General features: G+C 58.6%; 17 protein-coding genes. 7 read left to right on the top strand and 10 right to left on the bottom strand.

Annotated elements, in window-relative coordinates; genetic code table 11:
• Positions 1-117: 117 nt before the first annotated feature.
• From AC1RR7_RS21765 to AC1RR7_RS21740, 6 genes are all read left to right on the top strand, one after another.
• On the top strand, positions 118-786 hold the full coding sequence (locus AC1RR7_RS21765) for a YjfI family protein (protein WP_096820731.1): 669 nt from the start codon (positions 118-120) through the stop codon (positions 784-786).
• A 17-nt stretch (positions 787-803) separates the two neighbouring features.
• Positions 804-1,502: a PspA/IM30 family protein gene (locus tag AC1RR7_RS21760; protein WP_273538177.1), complete on the top strand. Its 699-nt coding sequence runs from the start codon at positions 804-806 to the stop codon at positions 1,500-1,502.
• Positions 1,503-1,625: 123 nt separating this feature from the next.
• Positions 1,626-2,261, top strand: a complete 636-nt coding sequence (locus AC1RR7_RS21755; protein ID WP_096820729.1) for a DUF2491 family protein — start codon at positions 1,626-1,628, stop codon at positions 2,259-2,261.
• Positions 2,262-2,274: 13 nt separating this feature from the next.
• On the top strand, positions 2,275-2,700 hold the full coding sequence (locus AC1RR7_RS21750; protein WP_273538179.1) for a DUF350 domain-containing protein: 426 nt from the start codon (positions 2,275-2,277) through the stop codon (positions 2,698-2,700).
• 17 nt (positions 2,701-2,717) lie between these two features.
• On the top strand, positions 2,718-3,413 hold the full coding sequence (locus AC1RR7_RS21745) for a DUF1190 domain-containing protein (RefSeq protein WP_273538181.1): 696 nt from the start codon (positions 2,718-2,720) through the stop codon (positions 3,411-3,413).
• A gap of 2 nt (positions 3,414-3,415) precedes the next feature.
• Positions 3,416-4,573 (top strand): glutathionylspermidine synthase family protein, encoded by a 1,158-nt coding sequence (locus tag AC1RR7_RS21740; protein WP_096820926.1) that lies wholly within the window; start codon positions 3,416-3,418, stop codon positions 4,571-4,573.
• Between the two features lie 65 nt (positions 4,574-4,638).
• Here AC1RR7_RS21740 and AC1RR7_RS21735 read toward each other — a convergent pair whose 3' ends face one another.
• From AC1RR7_RS21735 to AC1RR7_RS21725, 3 genes are all read right to left on the bottom strand, one after another.
• On the bottom strand, positions 4,639-5,844 hold the full coding sequence (locus AC1RR7_RS21735) for an acyltransferase family protein (protein ID WP_096820727.1): 1,206 nt from the start codon (positions 5,842-5,844) through the stop codon (positions 4,639-4,641).
• A 265-nt stretch (positions 5,845-6,109) separates the two neighbouring features.
• Positions 6,110-6,628 carry a single-stranded DNA-binding protein gene (locus AC1RR7_RS21730; RefSeq protein ID WP_007966163.1) on the bottom strand — a complete coding sequence of 173 codons (519 nt, stop codon included), beginning with the start codon at positions 6,626-6,628 and terminating at the stop codon, positions 6,110-6,112.
• A gap of 9 nt (positions 6,629-6,637) precedes the next feature.
• Positions 6,638-8,035, bottom strand: a complete 1,398-nt coding sequence (locus tag AC1RR7_RS21725; RefSeq protein ID WP_102620888.1) for an MFS transporter — start codon at positions 8,033-8,035, stop codon at positions 6,638-6,640.
• A 191-nt stretch (positions 8,036-8,226) separates the two neighbouring features.
• Here AC1RR7_RS21725 and uvrA point away from each other — a divergent pair, with 191 nt between their 5' ends.
• Complete coding sequence (uvrA, locus tag AC1RR7_RS21720; protein ID WP_192559116.1) at positions 8,227-11,061, top strand: excinuclease ABC subunit UvrA; 2,835 nt, start codon at positions 8,227-8,229, stop codon at positions 11,059-11,061.
• A gap of 65 nt (positions 11,062-11,126) precedes the next feature.
• Here uvrA and bfr read toward each other — a convergent pair whose 3' ends face one another.
• From bfr to rpsM, 7 genes are all read right to left on the bottom strand, one after another.
• Positions 11,127-11,594: a bacterioferritin gene (gene bfr, locus AC1RR7_RS21715; RefSeq protein WP_085733015.1), complete on the bottom strand. Its 468-nt coding sequence runs from the start codon at positions 11,592-11,594 to the stop codon at positions 11,127-11,129.
• A 149-nt stretch (positions 11,595-11,743) separates the two neighbouring features.
• Positions 11,744-13,198: a catalase gene (locus tag AC1RR7_RS21710; RefSeq protein WP_493158402.1), complete on the bottom strand. Its 1,455-nt coding sequence runs from the start codon at positions 13,196-13,198 to the stop codon at positions 11,744-11,746.
• Positions 13,199-13,436: 238 nt separating this feature from the next.
• The gene (rplQ, locus tag AC1RR7_RS21705; RefSeq protein WP_007955635.1) at positions 13,437-13,823 is read right to left on the bottom strand and encodes a 50S ribosomal protein L17; all 387 of its coding nucleotides are present in this window, start codon (positions 13,821-13,823) and stop codon (positions 13,437-13,439) included.
• A gap of 42 nt (positions 13,824-13,865) precedes the next feature.
• A complete protein-coding gene (locus AC1RR7_RS21700) occupies positions 13,866-14,867 on the bottom strand; it encodes a DNA-directed RNA polymerase subunit alpha (RefSeq protein WP_003186012.1) in 1,002 nt (333 codons plus the stop codon).
• A gap of 22 nt (positions 14,868-14,889) precedes the next feature.
• Entirely contained in the window at positions 14,890-15,510 is a 621-nt protein-coding gene (gene rpsD, locus AC1RR7_RS21695) for a 30S ribosomal protein S4 (protein ID WP_003176404.1), read from the bottom strand.
• An 18-nt stretch (positions 15,511-15,528) separates the two neighbouring features.
• Complete coding sequence (gene rpsK, locus AC1RR7_RS21690; protein ID WP_002555466.1) at positions 15,529-15,918, bottom strand: 30S ribosomal protein S11; 390 nt, start codon at positions 15,916-15,918, stop codon at positions 15,529-15,531.
• 30 nt (positions 15,919-15,948) lie between these two features.
• On the bottom strand, positions 15,949-16,305 hold the full coding sequence (gene rpsM, locus AC1RR7_RS21685) for a 30S ribosomal protein S13 (protein ID WP_009045849.1): 357 nt from the start codon (positions 16,303-16,305) through the stop codon (positions 15,949-15,951).
• Between the last annotated feature and the right edge of the window lie 83 nt (positions 16,306-16,388).

Below are 16,388 nucleotides of genomic sequence, written 5' to 3'. Positions count from 1 at the left end.
CCATGTTGCGGGCCTGTTTTCGTGCACTGAAAAAATCTCACGCGTGAGCCATTGATGGCACTTTGAATTGGTTGTAGTGTGGCTCACGCGTGAGTTATTCATAACAGAGTCATCGCCATGAAAAGCAACTCCCCAGCAACAAAATCGGAGAGCCCGAAGGGAGTACGCTCGACAACGTCCGTGAAAAAACCATCGAGTTTCTATATGAAGCAGATGCGTGCGGGCCTGGCGGCCGCCGGTTATGTGAAACACGAAACTTGGGTGCTTCCGGAGAACCGAAGCTTGCTCAAGCAAATGGAGCAACAGCTACGCCAACCGATTCTGGCTGGCTCTTTCATGTCGGAGAATTACATGAGCGCAGGCAACAACTGGAACATCGATAGCCTCTACAACGCTTTCAAGGCACTGGACGAAGTGGCTTCGCAAGAAATCACCCTGTCCCTGATCCAGAGCGCCGAACCCAGCCTCAAGCTGGAAATGAACGAATTCGGCGGCCTGCCGATTCACATCGCCATCGCGGGTCAGCAGATCATCGTCGACACCGTGCTGGTGGACATCGATTCGATCACCGACGTGCGCACCTTCAACGATGCGGTCCTGCGCAGCCGGGAAATGTTCCCGCTGTCGTCGATCGGCATCGAGACCATGCCCAACGGCCAGACTGTCTACAACATGTTCGGCGCGCTGAGTGCAGATTCGAGCCTGACCAACGTGGTCACCGAGGTGAAAACCCTGGTCGATAACGTGCAGCGCGCCAGCGAAGCCTTCGAACATTTCTTCAAGTAATCAACAGGGAAAGTCCAATGACTCAGTCCATCTGGAACAAGTTGTTCACCGCGCTGCGCGGCGGCGCCAATGAAGTCGGCGAAGCGATCGTCGATCAACAGGCCCTGCGCATCCTCGATCAGGAAATCCGTGACGCCGACAGCGCCCTGTCCAACGCCCGTCGCGAACTGGTCACCATCATGGCCAAGCACAAGCTGTCCGCCGACCGCGTGAGCGAGTACGACGCCAAGATCAAGGATCTGGAAGCCAAGGCAGTCTCTGCCCTGAACGCCGGCCGTGAAGACCTGGCGATGGAAGTGGCCGAGGCTATTTCGACCCTGACCAACGACCTGACCACCGAGAAGGCCCAGAGCGACGAGTTCGGCACCTACGCCGAAAACATGCGCAAGGACATCAACAAGGCCGAAGCGCGGATCAAGAGCCTGCGTCAGCAAGTGGACATGGCCAAGGCCCGTGAAAGCGTGCAGAAAGCGCAGGTCAGCGCCTCCATCGCCAGCGGCGGCGCCAACGGCAAGCTGGAAACCGCAGTCGGCACCCTGAACCGTCTGCAGGAGAAGCAAAAGCAACGCGCCGCCGAGCTGAACGCTCAGGACGAACTGGCCGATGCCACGACCGGCAACGACCTGGAGCGCAAACTGCGCGACGCCGGCATCACGCCGAACGAGGGCAGCGCCAACGCGATCCTCGAGCGACTGAAGCAGAAGTCGGCCCAGTAAGGGCAGCCAGAGAAAAGAAGGGCACCGGGTGCCCTTCTTTTTCGCCTGCTCGTTTGTCACGAGGCCGGTACACTAGCGGCGTTTTGCCAACGAACACCTCCACCCGCTTCAAGGAATGTACCCATGGGATGGTTAAAGAACTTGCTGGGGACCCCGGCTCCAACACCTGAAGCTGTCGGCGGCCCGCTTGGCCTGGCGCAGGGCAAGGGGATCCGGTTCGATTCGACACTCGGCCTGCTGCTCGATGGCAGCACCTCGGTACGGGTTCCCGATGCCCAGGCCATCTGGAGCGCCGGCTGGATCGACCTCGGCCAGTCGAACAAGCTGCATCGCTATTACCTGAACAACGAAGATTTCTGGCTGCAGGTCCACGTCACCGGCGACGATCAGATCGAATCGGTGACGCTGTTCAATTACGTCAGCTACGTCACGGTCAACAGTGACGCCGAGCTGCAGCGCCTGGCGGGCCCGAACAGCCTGATCGGCCTGCCGGCCTACACCCATGAGGGCGTGTCCTTCACCCGTGAATGGGGCACCGAACGCGGCCAGACCGAACTGGTCCCGCTCACCGAACAAGTGATCAATCCCGACGAGTCCTACACCATCGAACACCATTCGATGCTGTACGCCCGGGAAACCGGCCTGACCGACCGTCGTGAGCTGCTGCTGTTCTCCGTCGAACAGGACGAAGAAGGCACCGTCAGCCTGAGCACATCGCTGGGCATCTCGCTGTACACCACCGATCTGAGCACCATTTAAAAGGAAGTTCCCCATGCTGGAAGTGCTGTCCGTTTCCCTGAACAAGGCCGCGCTGGTCGGTTTCGCCGCCTACCTGATCGGCGCCGTGCTGCTGTTCATGCTGTTTCAGTTCGTCTACACCCGCATCACGCCGCACAAGGAATTCGATCTGATCCGCGGCGGCAACAACGCTGCCGCCATCGCCCTGTCGGGTGCGATCATCGGTTTCGCGATTCCGGCGAGCAACATCATCGCCCACTCGATCAACGTCCTCGATTTCGTGCTCTGGGCGGTGATCGCCGCTGCGGTGCAATTGCTGGCATTCCTGGCGACCGGCCTGGTGCTCAAAGGCACGTCCCAACGCATCGCCAATGGTGAAGTCGCCGCCGGCATCTATGTCGCGGCGGTGGCGATCAGCGTCGGCATGCTCAACGCCGCGTGCATGACACCGTCCTACTGATCGGCAGGAAGCCTGAGATGAAACGAAGCAAGTACGTTCAACTGTCCCTGGCGGCCTCCGTGGCGCTGGCGATTTCCGGCGAAGTGGCCGCCCAGGAACAACGCAACTTCCAGAGCGTGGAACAGTGCGTTGATGCCGAAGTGGCCGCCGATGCCTGCTCGAACGCCTACGTCGCGGCCCTGACCGAACACCGGCGCATCGCCCCGGCCTATGACGATAAAGCGCAGTGCGACGCAGACTTCGCTGCCGGCTGGTGTCAGAAAAATTCCGACGGCCGCTTTGTGCCGAAGCTGGGTGGCTTCAAGGTGCCACAGAACGTTGAGCCGGCGCAGAACCTCGATGCGATCGCCAATGCGCAGATGCCAGCGGGTGACCCGGCACCTGCCCAGACCACACAGAGCACTTCCCATGGTTCCAGTGGCGGTGGCGGTGGTAACGGCTGGCTCAGCGGATGGCTGATCGGTAATGCCATGAGCAACAATCGCGCAAGCGACACGCGGACGGTCTATCGCGATCGTGACACACGCCAGACGTACGACACTTCGACGCTGAACCGCCGGATCGAATCGGCTCCGACGACTCGAAACGATTCGGACTACACCAGCTCCCGAAGCAAATCGGTCAACGTGGCATCTTCGACTTCCCGTGGCGGTTTCGGCAGCCAGTCCAGTGCACGCAGCGGTTGGGGCGGCTGGGGCAGTTCGAGCAGCTGATCATGAAGAAGATCCATTGCGCTGAGCGCCCCGACTGGAAACAGACCGCCGAAAGTCTCGGCTTCCTGTTTCACACCATCGACGACGAACCCTATTGGGACGAACGCGCGTACTACCAGTTCACGCTCGCGCAGATTGAAAACGATCTCGAGGATCCGACCACCGAACTGCACGAGATGTGCATGGATCTGGTCGACCGCGTCGTCCACAGCGAAGAGTTGCTCGATCGCCTGAGCATCCCCGCGTCGTACTACGACATGATCCGAACGTCCTGGCTGGAAGGTCATCCGCATCTGTACGGACGCATGGACTTCTCCTACAGCGGCAACGGCCCGGCAAAGTTGCTGGAGCTCAACTACGACACGCCCACCAGCCTGTACGAAGCAGCGGCGTTCCAGTGGGGCTGGCTGGAGCAATGCATCGAGCGCGGAATGCTGCCGCGCCATGCCGACCAGTTCAACAGCATCGACACCCGCCTGCACGAAGCCTTTGCCCAGCTGAAGCTCAAGCGCCCGTTCTACTTTGCCTCGATGAAAGGCTCGGTCGAGGACAAGGGCACCACGGACTACCTGCGACTGATCGCGGAAAAGGTCGGCATCGAATCACGGCACATCGATATCGAAGACATCGGCCTGACTCCCGAGGGACGTTTTGTCGATCTTGAAGATCGCTGGATCCCGCACCTGTTCAAGCTGCACGCCTGGGAGTTCATTTTCCACGAGCCGTTCGGCGCAGCCATCGCCGAATGCGACACGCAGTTTTTCGAACCGGCCTGGAAATCCATTCTCTCCAACAAGGGCGCCCTGCCCCTGCTCTGGGAGCTGCACAAGGGCCATCCGAACCTGCTGGCGGCGCATCTTGACCCGAATCCGGGCAGCGCGGTGCCCAAGGGCTGGGTACGCAAACCGTACTTTTCCCGTGAAGGCGCCAACATCGAGCTGCAAACCGCCGACGGTCTGGTCGTCAAAGAGGACGGCCCCTACACGGACGCGCCCTTCATCCTGCAGGAATTTGCGCCGCTGCCCAAGTTCGATGACAGCTACACGCTGATCGGCTCCTGGGTGATTGGTGATCAGGCCGCAGGAATAGGCGTGCGCGAAGACAACAGTCTGATCACCAAGGATTCGAGCCGGTTTTTACCGCATCTGATTCTTGACTGATTCGAGGCTGGCAATAAAAAACCCGTAGCGTTTGCGCGCTACGGGTTTTTCGTTTCCGGCATCGATTACGACAATTCGGTCGTACGCACCGGTACCTCGGACGCTCGCTTTTCCTTGACCGGCTCGACGGTGCTGACCCCGACCATTCTCCGGCGTGCGATTTCCGCACCGCGACGACGCAATGGGGTTTCGACAAAACGATAGTTCAACTCGCTGCACACCAGCATGATTGCAAACGAGGTCAGCAACATCGGCACGGTGAACTCCGCACCCAACGCGACACCCCGTTCGCTGGCCACCCGGCTCCAGATCTCGGTGCTCAGGTGGTAGGCGAACATATGCACAACGTACAAGGCATACGAGCGCGACCCCAGCCATTGCCCGAGCCCACTCAAAATCGCCGGGCAGTAGATGTAGCCCTTCTGGTAGCTGGAAAGCCAGACGAGAATCAACGCATTGATTGCGATCAGCCCCACCGCGATCGGCATGGCGACCATCTGACCGGCAATGGCACCGAGCATGTAAAGCAGGAACAGCGTGAGCGCCAGCCGCTTGAACAAGCTGGCCCCCAATGCCGTGGGTTCAATGTCCTTGTACAGCGATGTGCGCGTGAACAGGCACAGCAAAATGCCCCACATCATCGCATCCAGACGGAACGAGAACAGCATGCCGGCCAATGGCCCGCCAAACGCATAGCGATTGAAGGGGAATTGCACGGCAATCAACGCGATCAAGGTGATCACCCGCCAGCGCGTGGAGGTGATCAGCAGCAGGAACAGCGGGAAAATGAAGTAGAACTGCTCCTCCAGCGCCAGGCTCCAGTACACCGAGTTCGGCCCCAGCAGTACACCGTACTGGTTCGCCAGATTCCCCGTGAACGTCGCGACGGCGGTGAAGCTGCGCAGATTCTCGAACCACGACTGGAAGGCATTCGACTGGTTGAAAAAGATCGAAAACGCCAACGGGATCAGTACCCACAGCCACGCCGTAGGCAGCAGACGATAGGCGCGACGAATCCAGAATGAAGTGGCGGCGAGGCCGAACCGGTTTTGCTCGCGGTTCTTGTCGAAATAGTCGAGATAGGCCTTGCTGACGACAAAACCTGAAATACAGAAAAACAGATCCACCCCCGACCAAGGGGAATAGACGTTGAACAGCTTTTCCATGAACTCGGCATGGAACGGCAGTAACAGCGAGCTGTGAGCAAACACCGTCATCAGGATAGCCACGCCGCGCAGGTACTCGATTTCCTTGTTCTTACTACTGCTCATTGTTTTCTCTTGTTCTTGTGGTGGAACTGACACCCGACGCCGGGGAGCCCGCTCTTGCAAAATGGACGGGCTCGAAAGCGCCGGACCGATCATGGATTGGCTTGCCGCGGCCTTCAAGACTCTACGCGAAACTTTATTGCCCTGACTGCCGGGACCGATCAGTCAGCTCACGATCATCCAAAAGATGTTTACGACGCCAGAAACGACGAAGCCCCCGCAATGCGGGGGCTTCGAATGCAAACCGGAAAGGGTTCGGGCGCTTCAATCAGAACGGGATATCGTCATCGAAGCTGTCGAAATCCGGAGCTGGTTGCGGTGCGGCCTGCTGTGGAGCCGGGGCCGGACGCTGCTGAGGTGCCGACTGCTGCGGACGCGGAGCCTGCTGGCGTGGCGCCTGCTGCTGATAGTTGTTGCCACCGCCTTGTTGGTCGCCCTGTTGTGGACGGCCGCCCAGCAGTTGCATGGTGCCTTGCATGTCGACCACGATTTCGGTGGTGTAACGCTTGATACCGTCTTTTTCCCACTCACGGGTCTGCAGCTTGCCTTCGATGTACACCTGCGAACCCTTGCGCAGGTATTCGCCGGCGATTTCGGCAACCTTGCCGAACATCGATACACGGTGCCACTCGGTCTTCTCGACCTTCTGACCGGTCTGCTTGTCGGTCCACTGCTCGCTGGTCGCCAGACTCAGGTTGGTCACGGCGTTACCGTTGGGCAGGTAGCGTACTTCGGGATCCTGGCCGCAAGTACCGACCAGAATGACTTTGTTAACCCCACGGGCCATAACGTTCTCCTAGGCTTCGCACGCAGTCTGCACCGGGTTGTTCACCAGGCGCTCAAGAGTGGTGCGATCCATTAATTCGGTGTCCAGTTTGATGTAGATCGCCGCTTCATCAGCGACTATGACTGCATCAGTTACCCCTACGAGGGCCTTGAGGCGCTCGACCAGACCCGCTTCGCGGATCGCTTCGGGCGACAACGGCAGACGCAGGCTCGTCACGTAGGGAGGTTCGCGCATGGTAACAGCAAAGGCCAGCCAAAGTGCAGCCAGCCCGGCACATCCGAGGAACACAACCGACAGACCGCCATGCTGGAACATCCAGCCGCCGAGAATCCCGCCGAGTGCAGAACCGAGGAACTGGCTGGTGGAGTACACGCCCATGGCCGTGCCTTTGCCACCTGCCGGTGAAACCTTGCTGATCAGCGACGGCAGCGAAGCCTCCAGCAGATTGAACGCGGTGAAGAACACCACCGTCCCGATCACCAGAGCCCGCAGGCTGTCACCGAACTGCCAGAAGAATAGCTCAGTGAACATCAGCGTCATCACGGCGCCGAGCAAAACTCGTTTCATTTTGCGTTTCTTCTCGCCGTAGATGATGAACGGGATCATGGCGAAGAACGAGATCAGCAAGGCTGTGAGGTAGACCCACCAGTGCTGTTCCTTGGGCAGACCGGCCTTTTCGACCAGCGCCAGGGGCAGCGCGACGAAGCTCGACATCAACATCGCATGTAACACAAAAATGCCCAGGTCCAGCCGCAGCAGGTCCGGGTGTTTGAGCGTCGGCATCAACGCCTGACGCGCCACGCCGGACTCACGATGACTCAGCGGCCCGGTGGACTTCGGCACCATGAACATCACGATCACGATGCCGACCAGTGCCATCCCGCCAGTGGCGAGGAACAGGCCGGACAGACCGAATGCGCGGGTCAGCAGCGGACCGACCACCATGGCCACGGCGAACGACAGGCCGATGGTCATGCCGATCATGGCCATCGCTTTGGTGCGGTGCTGTTCGCGAGTCAGATCGGACAGCAACGCCATGACCGCCGCTGAAATCGCGCCGGCACCCTGCAGGACCCGGCCGGCAATCACGCCCCAGATCGAGTCGGCCTGGGCCGCCAGCACACTGCCGAGGGCGAAGACGATCAGCCCCAGGTAAATCACCGGACGACGGCCTATGCGGTCGGAAATGATCCCGAACGGAATCTGGAAAATCGCCTGGGTCAAGCCGTAAGCGCCAATCGCCAGCCCGATGAGGGCCGGGGTCGCTCCCGCCAGATCCATGCCATAGGTTGCCAGTACCGGCAGCACCATGAACATGCCAAGCATACGGAAGGCGAACACCAGGGCCAGACCGCTCGCCGCGCGGGTCTCGCTGCCACTCATGCGTTCGCTGTGGGGATCGTGCATGGAAAAACCTCGTGTGAACCGGCGGCGATTCTACCAGTCCCATCGAAAGACGGGGTATATCGCGACGCTTTGCCACGTACAGATGAAACTCTCTTCATGTAAGGCAGAAATCCCTTCATTTGATAGTGTGCATCCATCCAGTATTTGGCCGTATACTCCTGTGTTTTCGACGCCCGCCGAGCGAGGCCACTTTGGACAAGATCCTGATACGTGGGGCCCGTACCCACAACCTGAAGAACATCGACCTGACCCTGCCACGGGACAAACTGATCGTCATCACCGGCCTGTCCGGATCCGGCAAGTCGTCCCTGGCCTTCGACACGCTGTACGCCGAAGGTCAGCGCCGCTATGTCGAATCCCTGTCGGCCTATGCCCGGCAGTTCCTGTCGATGATGGAAAAACCCGACGTCGACACCATCGAAGGTCTGTCGCCGGCGATCTCCATCGAACAGAAGTCGACCTCGCACAACCCGCGCTCCACGGTCGGCACCATCACCGAAATCTACGACTACCTGCGTCTGCTCTATGCACGCGTCGGCACACCGCGCTGCCCGGATCACGACATCCCGCTGGAAGCCCAGACCGTCAGCCAGATGGTCGACCTGGTGCTGGCTCAGCCGGAAGGCAGCAAACTGATGCTGCTGGCCCCGGTGATCCGTGAGCGCAAGGGCGAGCACCTTTCGGTATTCGAAGAACTGCGTGCCCAGGGTTTCGTCCGGGCCCGGGTCAACGGTCGGCTCTGCGAGCTGGACGAGCTGCCAAAACTGGATAAGCAGAAGAAGCACACGATCGAAGTCGTGGTTGACCGCTTCAAGGTGCGCGCCGACCTGCAACAGCGTCTGGCCGAATCCTTCGAGACCGCGTTGAAGCTGGCGGACGGCATCGCCCTGGTAGCGCCGATGGACGACGAACCGGGCGAAGAGATGATCTTCTCCGCGCGCTTCGCCTGCCCGATCTGCGGCCATGCGATCAGCGAACTGGAACCCAAGCTGTTTTCCTTCAACAACCCGGCCGGCGCCTGCCCGACCTGTGACGGTCTGGGCGTGAAGCAGTTCTTCGACATCAAGCGTCTGGTCAACGGTGAACTCACGCTGGCCGAGGGCGCGATTCGCGGCTGGGACCGGCGCAACGTCTATTACTTCCAGATGCTCGGCTCGCTGGCTGCGCATTACGGCTTCAGCCTGGAGCAACCGTTCAACGAACTGCCGGCCGATCAGCAGAAGCACATCCTGCACGGCAGCGGCTCGCAGAACGTCGATTTCAAATACCTCAACGACCGGGGCGACATCGTCAAACGCTCGCACCCGTTCGAAGGCATCGTGCCGAACCTGGAGCGTCGTTACCGCGAAACCGAATCGGCCAGCGTGCGTGAAGAACTGGCGAAGTTCCTCAGCACCCAGTCCTGCCCGGACTGCCGTGGTACACGTTTGCGTCGCGAAGCTCGGCATGTGTGGGTGGGCGAGAAAACCCTGCCGGCGGTGACCAACCTGCCGATCGGCGATGCCTGCGACTACTTCGGCGAGCTGAAGATGACTGGCCGGCGCGGTGAAATCGCCGACAAGATCCTCAAGGAGATCCGCGAGCGTCTGCAGTTCCTGGTCAACGTGGGGCTGGATTACCTGTCGCTGGATCGCAGTGCCGACACATTGTCCGGCGGCGAAGCCCAGCGGATCCGTCTGGCCAGCCAGATCGGCGCCGGCCTGGTCGGCGTCCTGTACATTCTCGACGAACCGTCCATCGGCCTGCACCAGCGCGACAACGATCGCCTGCTCGGCACCCTCAAGCACCTGCGCGACATCGGCAACACCGTGATCGTGGTCGAGCACGACGAAGACGCGATCCGGCTGGCCGACTATGTGGTCGATATCGGCCCGGGCGCCGGCGTTCATGGCGGGCAGATCGTCGCCGAAGGCACGCCGGCCGAAGTCATGGCACACCCGGACTCGCTGACCGGTAAATACCTGTCGGGCCGGGTCAAGATCGAAGTGCCGGCCAAGCGCACGCCGCGCAACAAGAAACAGGTGCTGTCGCTCAAGGGCGCGCGCGGCAACAACCTGCGCAACGTGGACCTGGAGATCCCGATCGGCCTGCTGACGTGCGTGACTGGCGTCTCCGGATCGGGCAAGTCGACGCTGATCAACAACACACTGTTCCCGCTGAGCGCCACGGCACTCAATGGCGCAACCACTTTGGAAGCGGCAGCCCACGACAGCATCAAGGGCCTGGAGCATCTGGACAAGGTCGTGGATATCGACCAAAGCCCTATCGGTCGTACACCGCGCTCCAACCCGGCGACCTATACCGGGCTGTTCACGCCGATTCGCGAACTGTTCGCCGGCGTGCCCGAGTCCCGCTCCCGTGGTTATGGCCCGGGGCGCTTCTCGTTCAACGTCAAGGGCGGACGCTGCGAGGCTTGCCAGGGCGACGGCCTGATCAAGGTGGAAATGCACTTTCTGCCGGACATCTACGTACCGTGCGACGTGTGCAAGAGCAAACGCTACAACCGCGAAACCCTGGAGATCAAATACAAGGGCAAGAGCATCCACGAAACCCTTGAGATGACCATCGAGGAAGCGCGGGAGTTCTTCGACGCGGTGCCGGCGCTGGCGCGCAAGCTGCAAACACTGATGGATGTGGGTCTGTCGTACATCAAGCTCGGTCAGTCGGCGACCACGCTGTCCGGCGGTGAGGCGCAGCGGGTCAAGCTGTCTCGCGAACTGTCGAAGCGCGACACTGGCAAGACCTTGTACATCCTCGATGAGCCGACCACAGGCCTGCACTTCGCGGACATCCAGCAACTGCTCGACGTGCTGCATCGCCTGCGTGACCACGGCAACACTGTCGTGGTGATCGAGCATAACCTCGACGTGATCAAGACGGCCGACTGGCTGGTGGATCTCGGCCCCGAAGGGGGTTCGAAAGGTGGACAGATCATCGCCACCGGCACACCGGAGGAAGTGGCCGAGATGAAGCAATCTCACACTGGCCATTACCTCAAGCCGCTGCTGATCCGCGATCGAGCCTGATTGCCAGGCATGAAAAAGCCCCTGTCACTTCACCAGTGACAGGGGCTTTTTTGTATCTGACGCAATCAGGATGTGTGAGATTGCAGGTAGTTCTGAATGCCGATCAGCTTGATCAGGCCCAACTGCTTTTCTAGCCAGTAGGTGTGATCTTCTTCAGTGTCATGCAGCTGAAGCTTGAGGATATCGCGGCTTACGTAGTCGCCATTCTTTTCGCATAGCTCAATGCCTTTGCACAGCGCGGCACGCACCTTGTACTCAAGGCGCAGATCCGCTTCGAGCATGGTCTCCACCGTGGTGCCGACGTCCAGATCATCAGGACGCATGCGCGGTGTACCTTCCAGCATCAGAATGCGGCGCATCAAAGCGTCAGCATGACCGGCTTCTTCTTCCATCTCGTGGTTGATTCGTTCGTAGAGCTTGGTGAATCCCCAGTCCTCATACATCCGCGAGTGAACGAAATATTGGTCACGCGCGGCCAGTTCGCCGGTCAGCAACGTGTTGAGGTAATCGATAACGTCTGGGTGGCCTTGCATCGCCCTACATCTCCCTTCTTGAAAGTCTGTAGTTTGAACCAACCTGACTGCGAGGTCACTCACTTCGCGCAATAAAAGCGAAGATATTCTGAGAAAAGCAGGTTAAATAACGCAAAAACCGCCCTAATGAGGGCGGTTCTGCTTCTCGTTTAGACTTCGTTAAGCTGTACGTTGAGCAGCTTTGCGATTGCTTCTCCATACGCCGGGTCGGCCTTGTAGAAATGCTGCAGCTGGCGGTCGACGACATCACTCGAAACCCCCGTCATCGCACCGGCGATGTTGCTGACCAACAGCGCTTTCTGTTCGTTGCTCATCAAACGGAACAGCGCACCGGCATGGCTGTAGTAGTCGGTGTCTTCGCGGTGATCGTAGCGATCAGCCGCGCCACTCAAGGCCAGCGCAGGCTCAGCGTAATGCGGCGCCTGCTTTGGCGACTCTACGTAGCTGTTCGGCTCGTAGTTAGGCGTCGCACCACCGTTGCTGCCAAAAGCCATCGAACCATCACGCTGGTAGGTATTCACTGGACTGCGTGGGGCGTTCACTGGCAGTTGCTGGTGATTGGTGCCTACGCGATAGCGATGCGCATCGGCGTAGGCAAACACGCGACCTTGCAGCATGCGATCCGGCGAAAGACCAACACCCGGGACCATATTGCTCGGGCCGAATGCAGCTTGCTCGACTTCGGCGAAGTAGTTCAGCGGGTTGCGATTCAACTCCAGCTCACCGACTTCGATCAAAGGGAACTCCTTCTGCGACCAGGTCTTGGTCACGTCGAACGGGTTCTCGTAATGTGCTGCGGCCTGGGCTTCGGTCATGATCTGGATGCACACGCTCCATTTCGGGAAGTCGCCGCGCTCAATGGCCTCGAACAGATCACGTTGCGCGTAATCAGGATCGGTACCCGCCAGGCGTGCCGCATCTGCCGGCGCAAGGTTCTTGATCCCTTGCTTGGTTTTGTAGTGCCACTTCACCCAATGACGCTCGCCTTGCTCACTGATCAAGCTGTACGTGTGGCTGCCGAAGCCGTGCATGTGGCGGTAGCCGTCAGGAATACCCCGGTCAGAAAACAGAATGGTGACCTGGTGCAGTGCCTCAGGCGAGTGCGACCAGAAATCCCACATCATCTGCGCACTTTTCAGGTTGCTTTGCGGCAGGCGTTTCTGGGTATGGATAAAGTCAGGGAATTTCAGCGGATCGCGAATGAAGAACACTGGCGTATTGTTGCCGACGATGTCCCAGTTGCCTTCTTCGGTGTAGAACTTCAGGGCAAAGCCACGAGGATCGCGCTCGGTGTCAGCCGAGCCACGCTCACCACCCACCGTGGAAAAACGCAGAAAGGTTGGTGTCTGCTTGCCTACCGCAGAGAACAGCTTGGCGCTGGTGTACTGCGTGATATCGCGAGTGACGGTGAAAGTACCGTAGGCGCCCGAGCCCTTGGCGTGCACGCGGCGCTCAGGAATATTTTCACGGTTGAAATGGGCAAGCTTCTCGATCAAGTGAAAGTCATCGAGCAGCAACGGACCACGCGGCCCGGCAGAGCGGGAGTTCTGGTTATCGGCGACTGGCGCGCCGCTGGCAGTCGTAAGCGTCTTGTTCTGGCTCATGCGATCTTCTTCCTCTGTCAGTCTTGAACTGCCGGCTAATCGGCTTGTTGGGGAGTATCGATCATCAACATGACAGCCACAAATTCATTAACTCATGGTCATCAATAGAAAAAAGCTAACGATAAATCCCAACACATAGTGCAGACACAAACAGGGTAGAAGCTTGTACGAACCGCGCATTTCTTGCGGGCACAAAAAACCGGGCACTAGGCCCGGTTTTTTGTTTCAGACTGACGTCTTACTCAGCGGATACAGCTTCACCGCCGACAGCACGATCAACCAGTTCGACGTACGCCATAGGCGCGTTGTCGCCAGCGCGGAAACCGCACTTGAGGATGCGCAGGTAGCCACCCTCACGGGTAGCGTAACGCTTGCCCAGGTCGTTGAAGAGCTTACCAACGATAGCTTTCGAACGAGTACGGTCGAAAGCCAGACGACGGTTAGCAACGCTGTCTGTCTTGGCCAGAGTGATCAGCGGCTCGGCAACGCGGCGCAGTTCTTTGGCTTTTGGCAGAGTAGTTTTGATCAGCTCGTGCTCGAACAGCGACACTGCCATGTTTTGGAACATGGCCTTGCGGTGCGAGCTGGTGCGGCTCAGGTGGCGACCACTTTTACGATGACGCATGGTTCATTCCTTACCAAACACTACGTTCGGTGATTACGACGATCAGGCAGTCGCCTTGTCGTCCTTCTTAAGACTTGCAGGCGGCCAGTTGTCGAGGCGCATGCCGAGGGACAGACCGCGGGAGGCCAGAACGTCCTTGATTTCAGTCAAGGATTTCTTGCCCAGGTTCGGAGTCTTCAACAGCTCTACTTCGGTGCGCTGGATCAGGTCACCGATGTAATAGATGTTTTCCGCCTTAAGGCAGTTAGCCGAACGTACAGTCAGTTCCAGATCGTCAACCGGGCGAAGCAGGATCGGATCGATCTCGTCTTCCTGCTCGACAACCACTGGCTCACTGTCACCTTTGAGGTCGACGAACGCAGCCAACTGCTGTTGCAGGATGGTTGCAGCACGACGGATAGCCTCTTCAGGATCCAGAGTACCGTTGGTTTCCAGATCAATAACCAGCTTGTCCAGGTTGGTACGCTGTTCGACACGGGCGTTTTCCACCACGTATGCGATACGGCGAACCGGGCTGAACGAAGAGTCAAGCTGCAAGCGACCGATGCTGCGGCTTTCGTCTTCATCGCTCTGACGCGAGTCTGCTGGTTCATAACCACGACCACGAGCTACGGTGAGCTTCATGTTCAGGGCGCCGTTAGACGCCAGGTTAGCGATTACGTGATCGGGATTAACGATCTCGACATCATGATCCAGCTGAATATCGGCAGCGGTAACCACCCCCGAACCCTTCTTCGACAAGGTCAGCGTAACTTCGTCACGGCCGTGCAGCTTGATAGCCAGACCTTTAAGGTTCAACAGGATTTCAATTACGTCTTCCTGTACACCTTCGATGGCGCTGTACTCGTGGAGCACACCGTCAATCTCGGCCTCGACTACTGCGCAGCCGGGCATTGAGGACAACAGGATGCGGCGCAGCGCGTTGCCCAGGGTGTGGCCGAAACCACGCTCGAGAGGCTCGAGAGTGATCTTGGCGCGGGTTGGACTGACAACCTGCACATCAATATGGCGGGGTGTCAGGAACTCATTTACCGAAATCTGCATGGATGCACCTATTTTCTAGCCCTTACTTGGAGTAGAGCTCGACAATCAGGCTTTCGTTGATGTCGGCGGACAGATCACTGCGAGCAGGAACGTTCTTGAAAACGCCCGACTTCTTCTCAGTGTCTACTTCTACCCACTCTACGCGGCCACGTTGAGCACACAGATCGAGAGCTTGGACAATGCGAAGTTGATTTTTTGCTTTCTCGCGAACAGCGACCACGTCACCAGCACGAACCTGGTACGAAGGAACGTTTACGGTCTGACCGTTAACGCTGATCGACTTGTGCGATACCAGCTGACGGGATTCGGCACGAGTCGAACCAAAGCCCATACGGTATACGACGTTGTCCAGACGGCATTCGAGCAGTTGCAGCAGGTTTTCACCGGTTGCACCTTTCTTGCCAGCAGCTTCTTTGTAGTAGCCGCTGAATTGACGCTCGAGAACGCCGTAGATACGACGGACCTTCTGCTTTTCACGCAGTTGGGTGCCGTAGTCGGACTGGCGACCGCGGCGTTGGCCGTGGATACCAGGTGCTGCTTCAATGTTGCACTTCGATTCGATCGCGCGCACGCCGCTCTTCAGGAAGAGATCGGTGCCTTCGCGACGAGCGAGTTTGCATTTTGGACCAATGTAACGAGCCATTCTTTACAATCTCCTGGATTACACGCGGCGCTTCTTCGGCGGACGGCACCCGTTGTGCGGGATTGGCGTCACGTCGGTGATGCTGGCGATCTTGTAGCCACAGCCGTTCAAAGCGCGGACTGCGGATTCACGACCTGGACCTGGACCCTTGACGTTCACGTCGAGGTTTTTCAGGCCGTATTCCAGCGCAGCTTGACCAGCACGCTCAGCAGCTACTTGAGCAGCGAACGGGGTGGACTTGCGGGAACCGCGGAAACCCGAACCACCGGAGGTAGCCCAGGAAAGAGCGTTACCTTGACGGTCGGTAATGGTCACGATGGTGTTGTTAAAAGAAGCATGGATGTGGGCGATGCCATCAACCACTGTCTTTTTAACTTTTTTACGAGGACGAGCAGCAGGTTTTGCCATGATTAAATTCCTGTCGATTCGCTGGGGCGATTACTTGCGGATCGGCTTACGCGGACCTTTACGGGTACGCGCGTTGGTCTTGGTACGCTGACCGCGTACTGGCAGACCACGACGATGACGCAGACCGCGATAGCAACCGAGGTCCATCAAGCGCTTGATTTTCATGTTGATTTCGCGACGCAGGTCACCTTCAGTGGTGAACTTCGCCACTTCGCCACGCAGCTGTTCAATCTGCTCGTCGCTCAGATCCTTGATCTTTGCGGCTGGGTTTACCCCAGTCTCTGCACAAATCTTCTGTGCAGTAGTGCGACCAACACCATAGATGTAGGTCAGCGAGATAACAGTATGCTTGTTATCTGGAATGTTAACGCCTGCAATACGGGCCATTCAGTGGGACTCCAATTGACAGCTACCTACGCCCCGGAAGCCAAGAAATAGGGCGCGAGATAATATCGCTGTAATAACAAATA

The sequence above is a fragment of the Pseudomonas sp. GW821-FHT11G12 genome, assembly GCF_058808055.1.
This window is presented reverse-complemented; position numbering and strand designations above follow the sequence as displayed.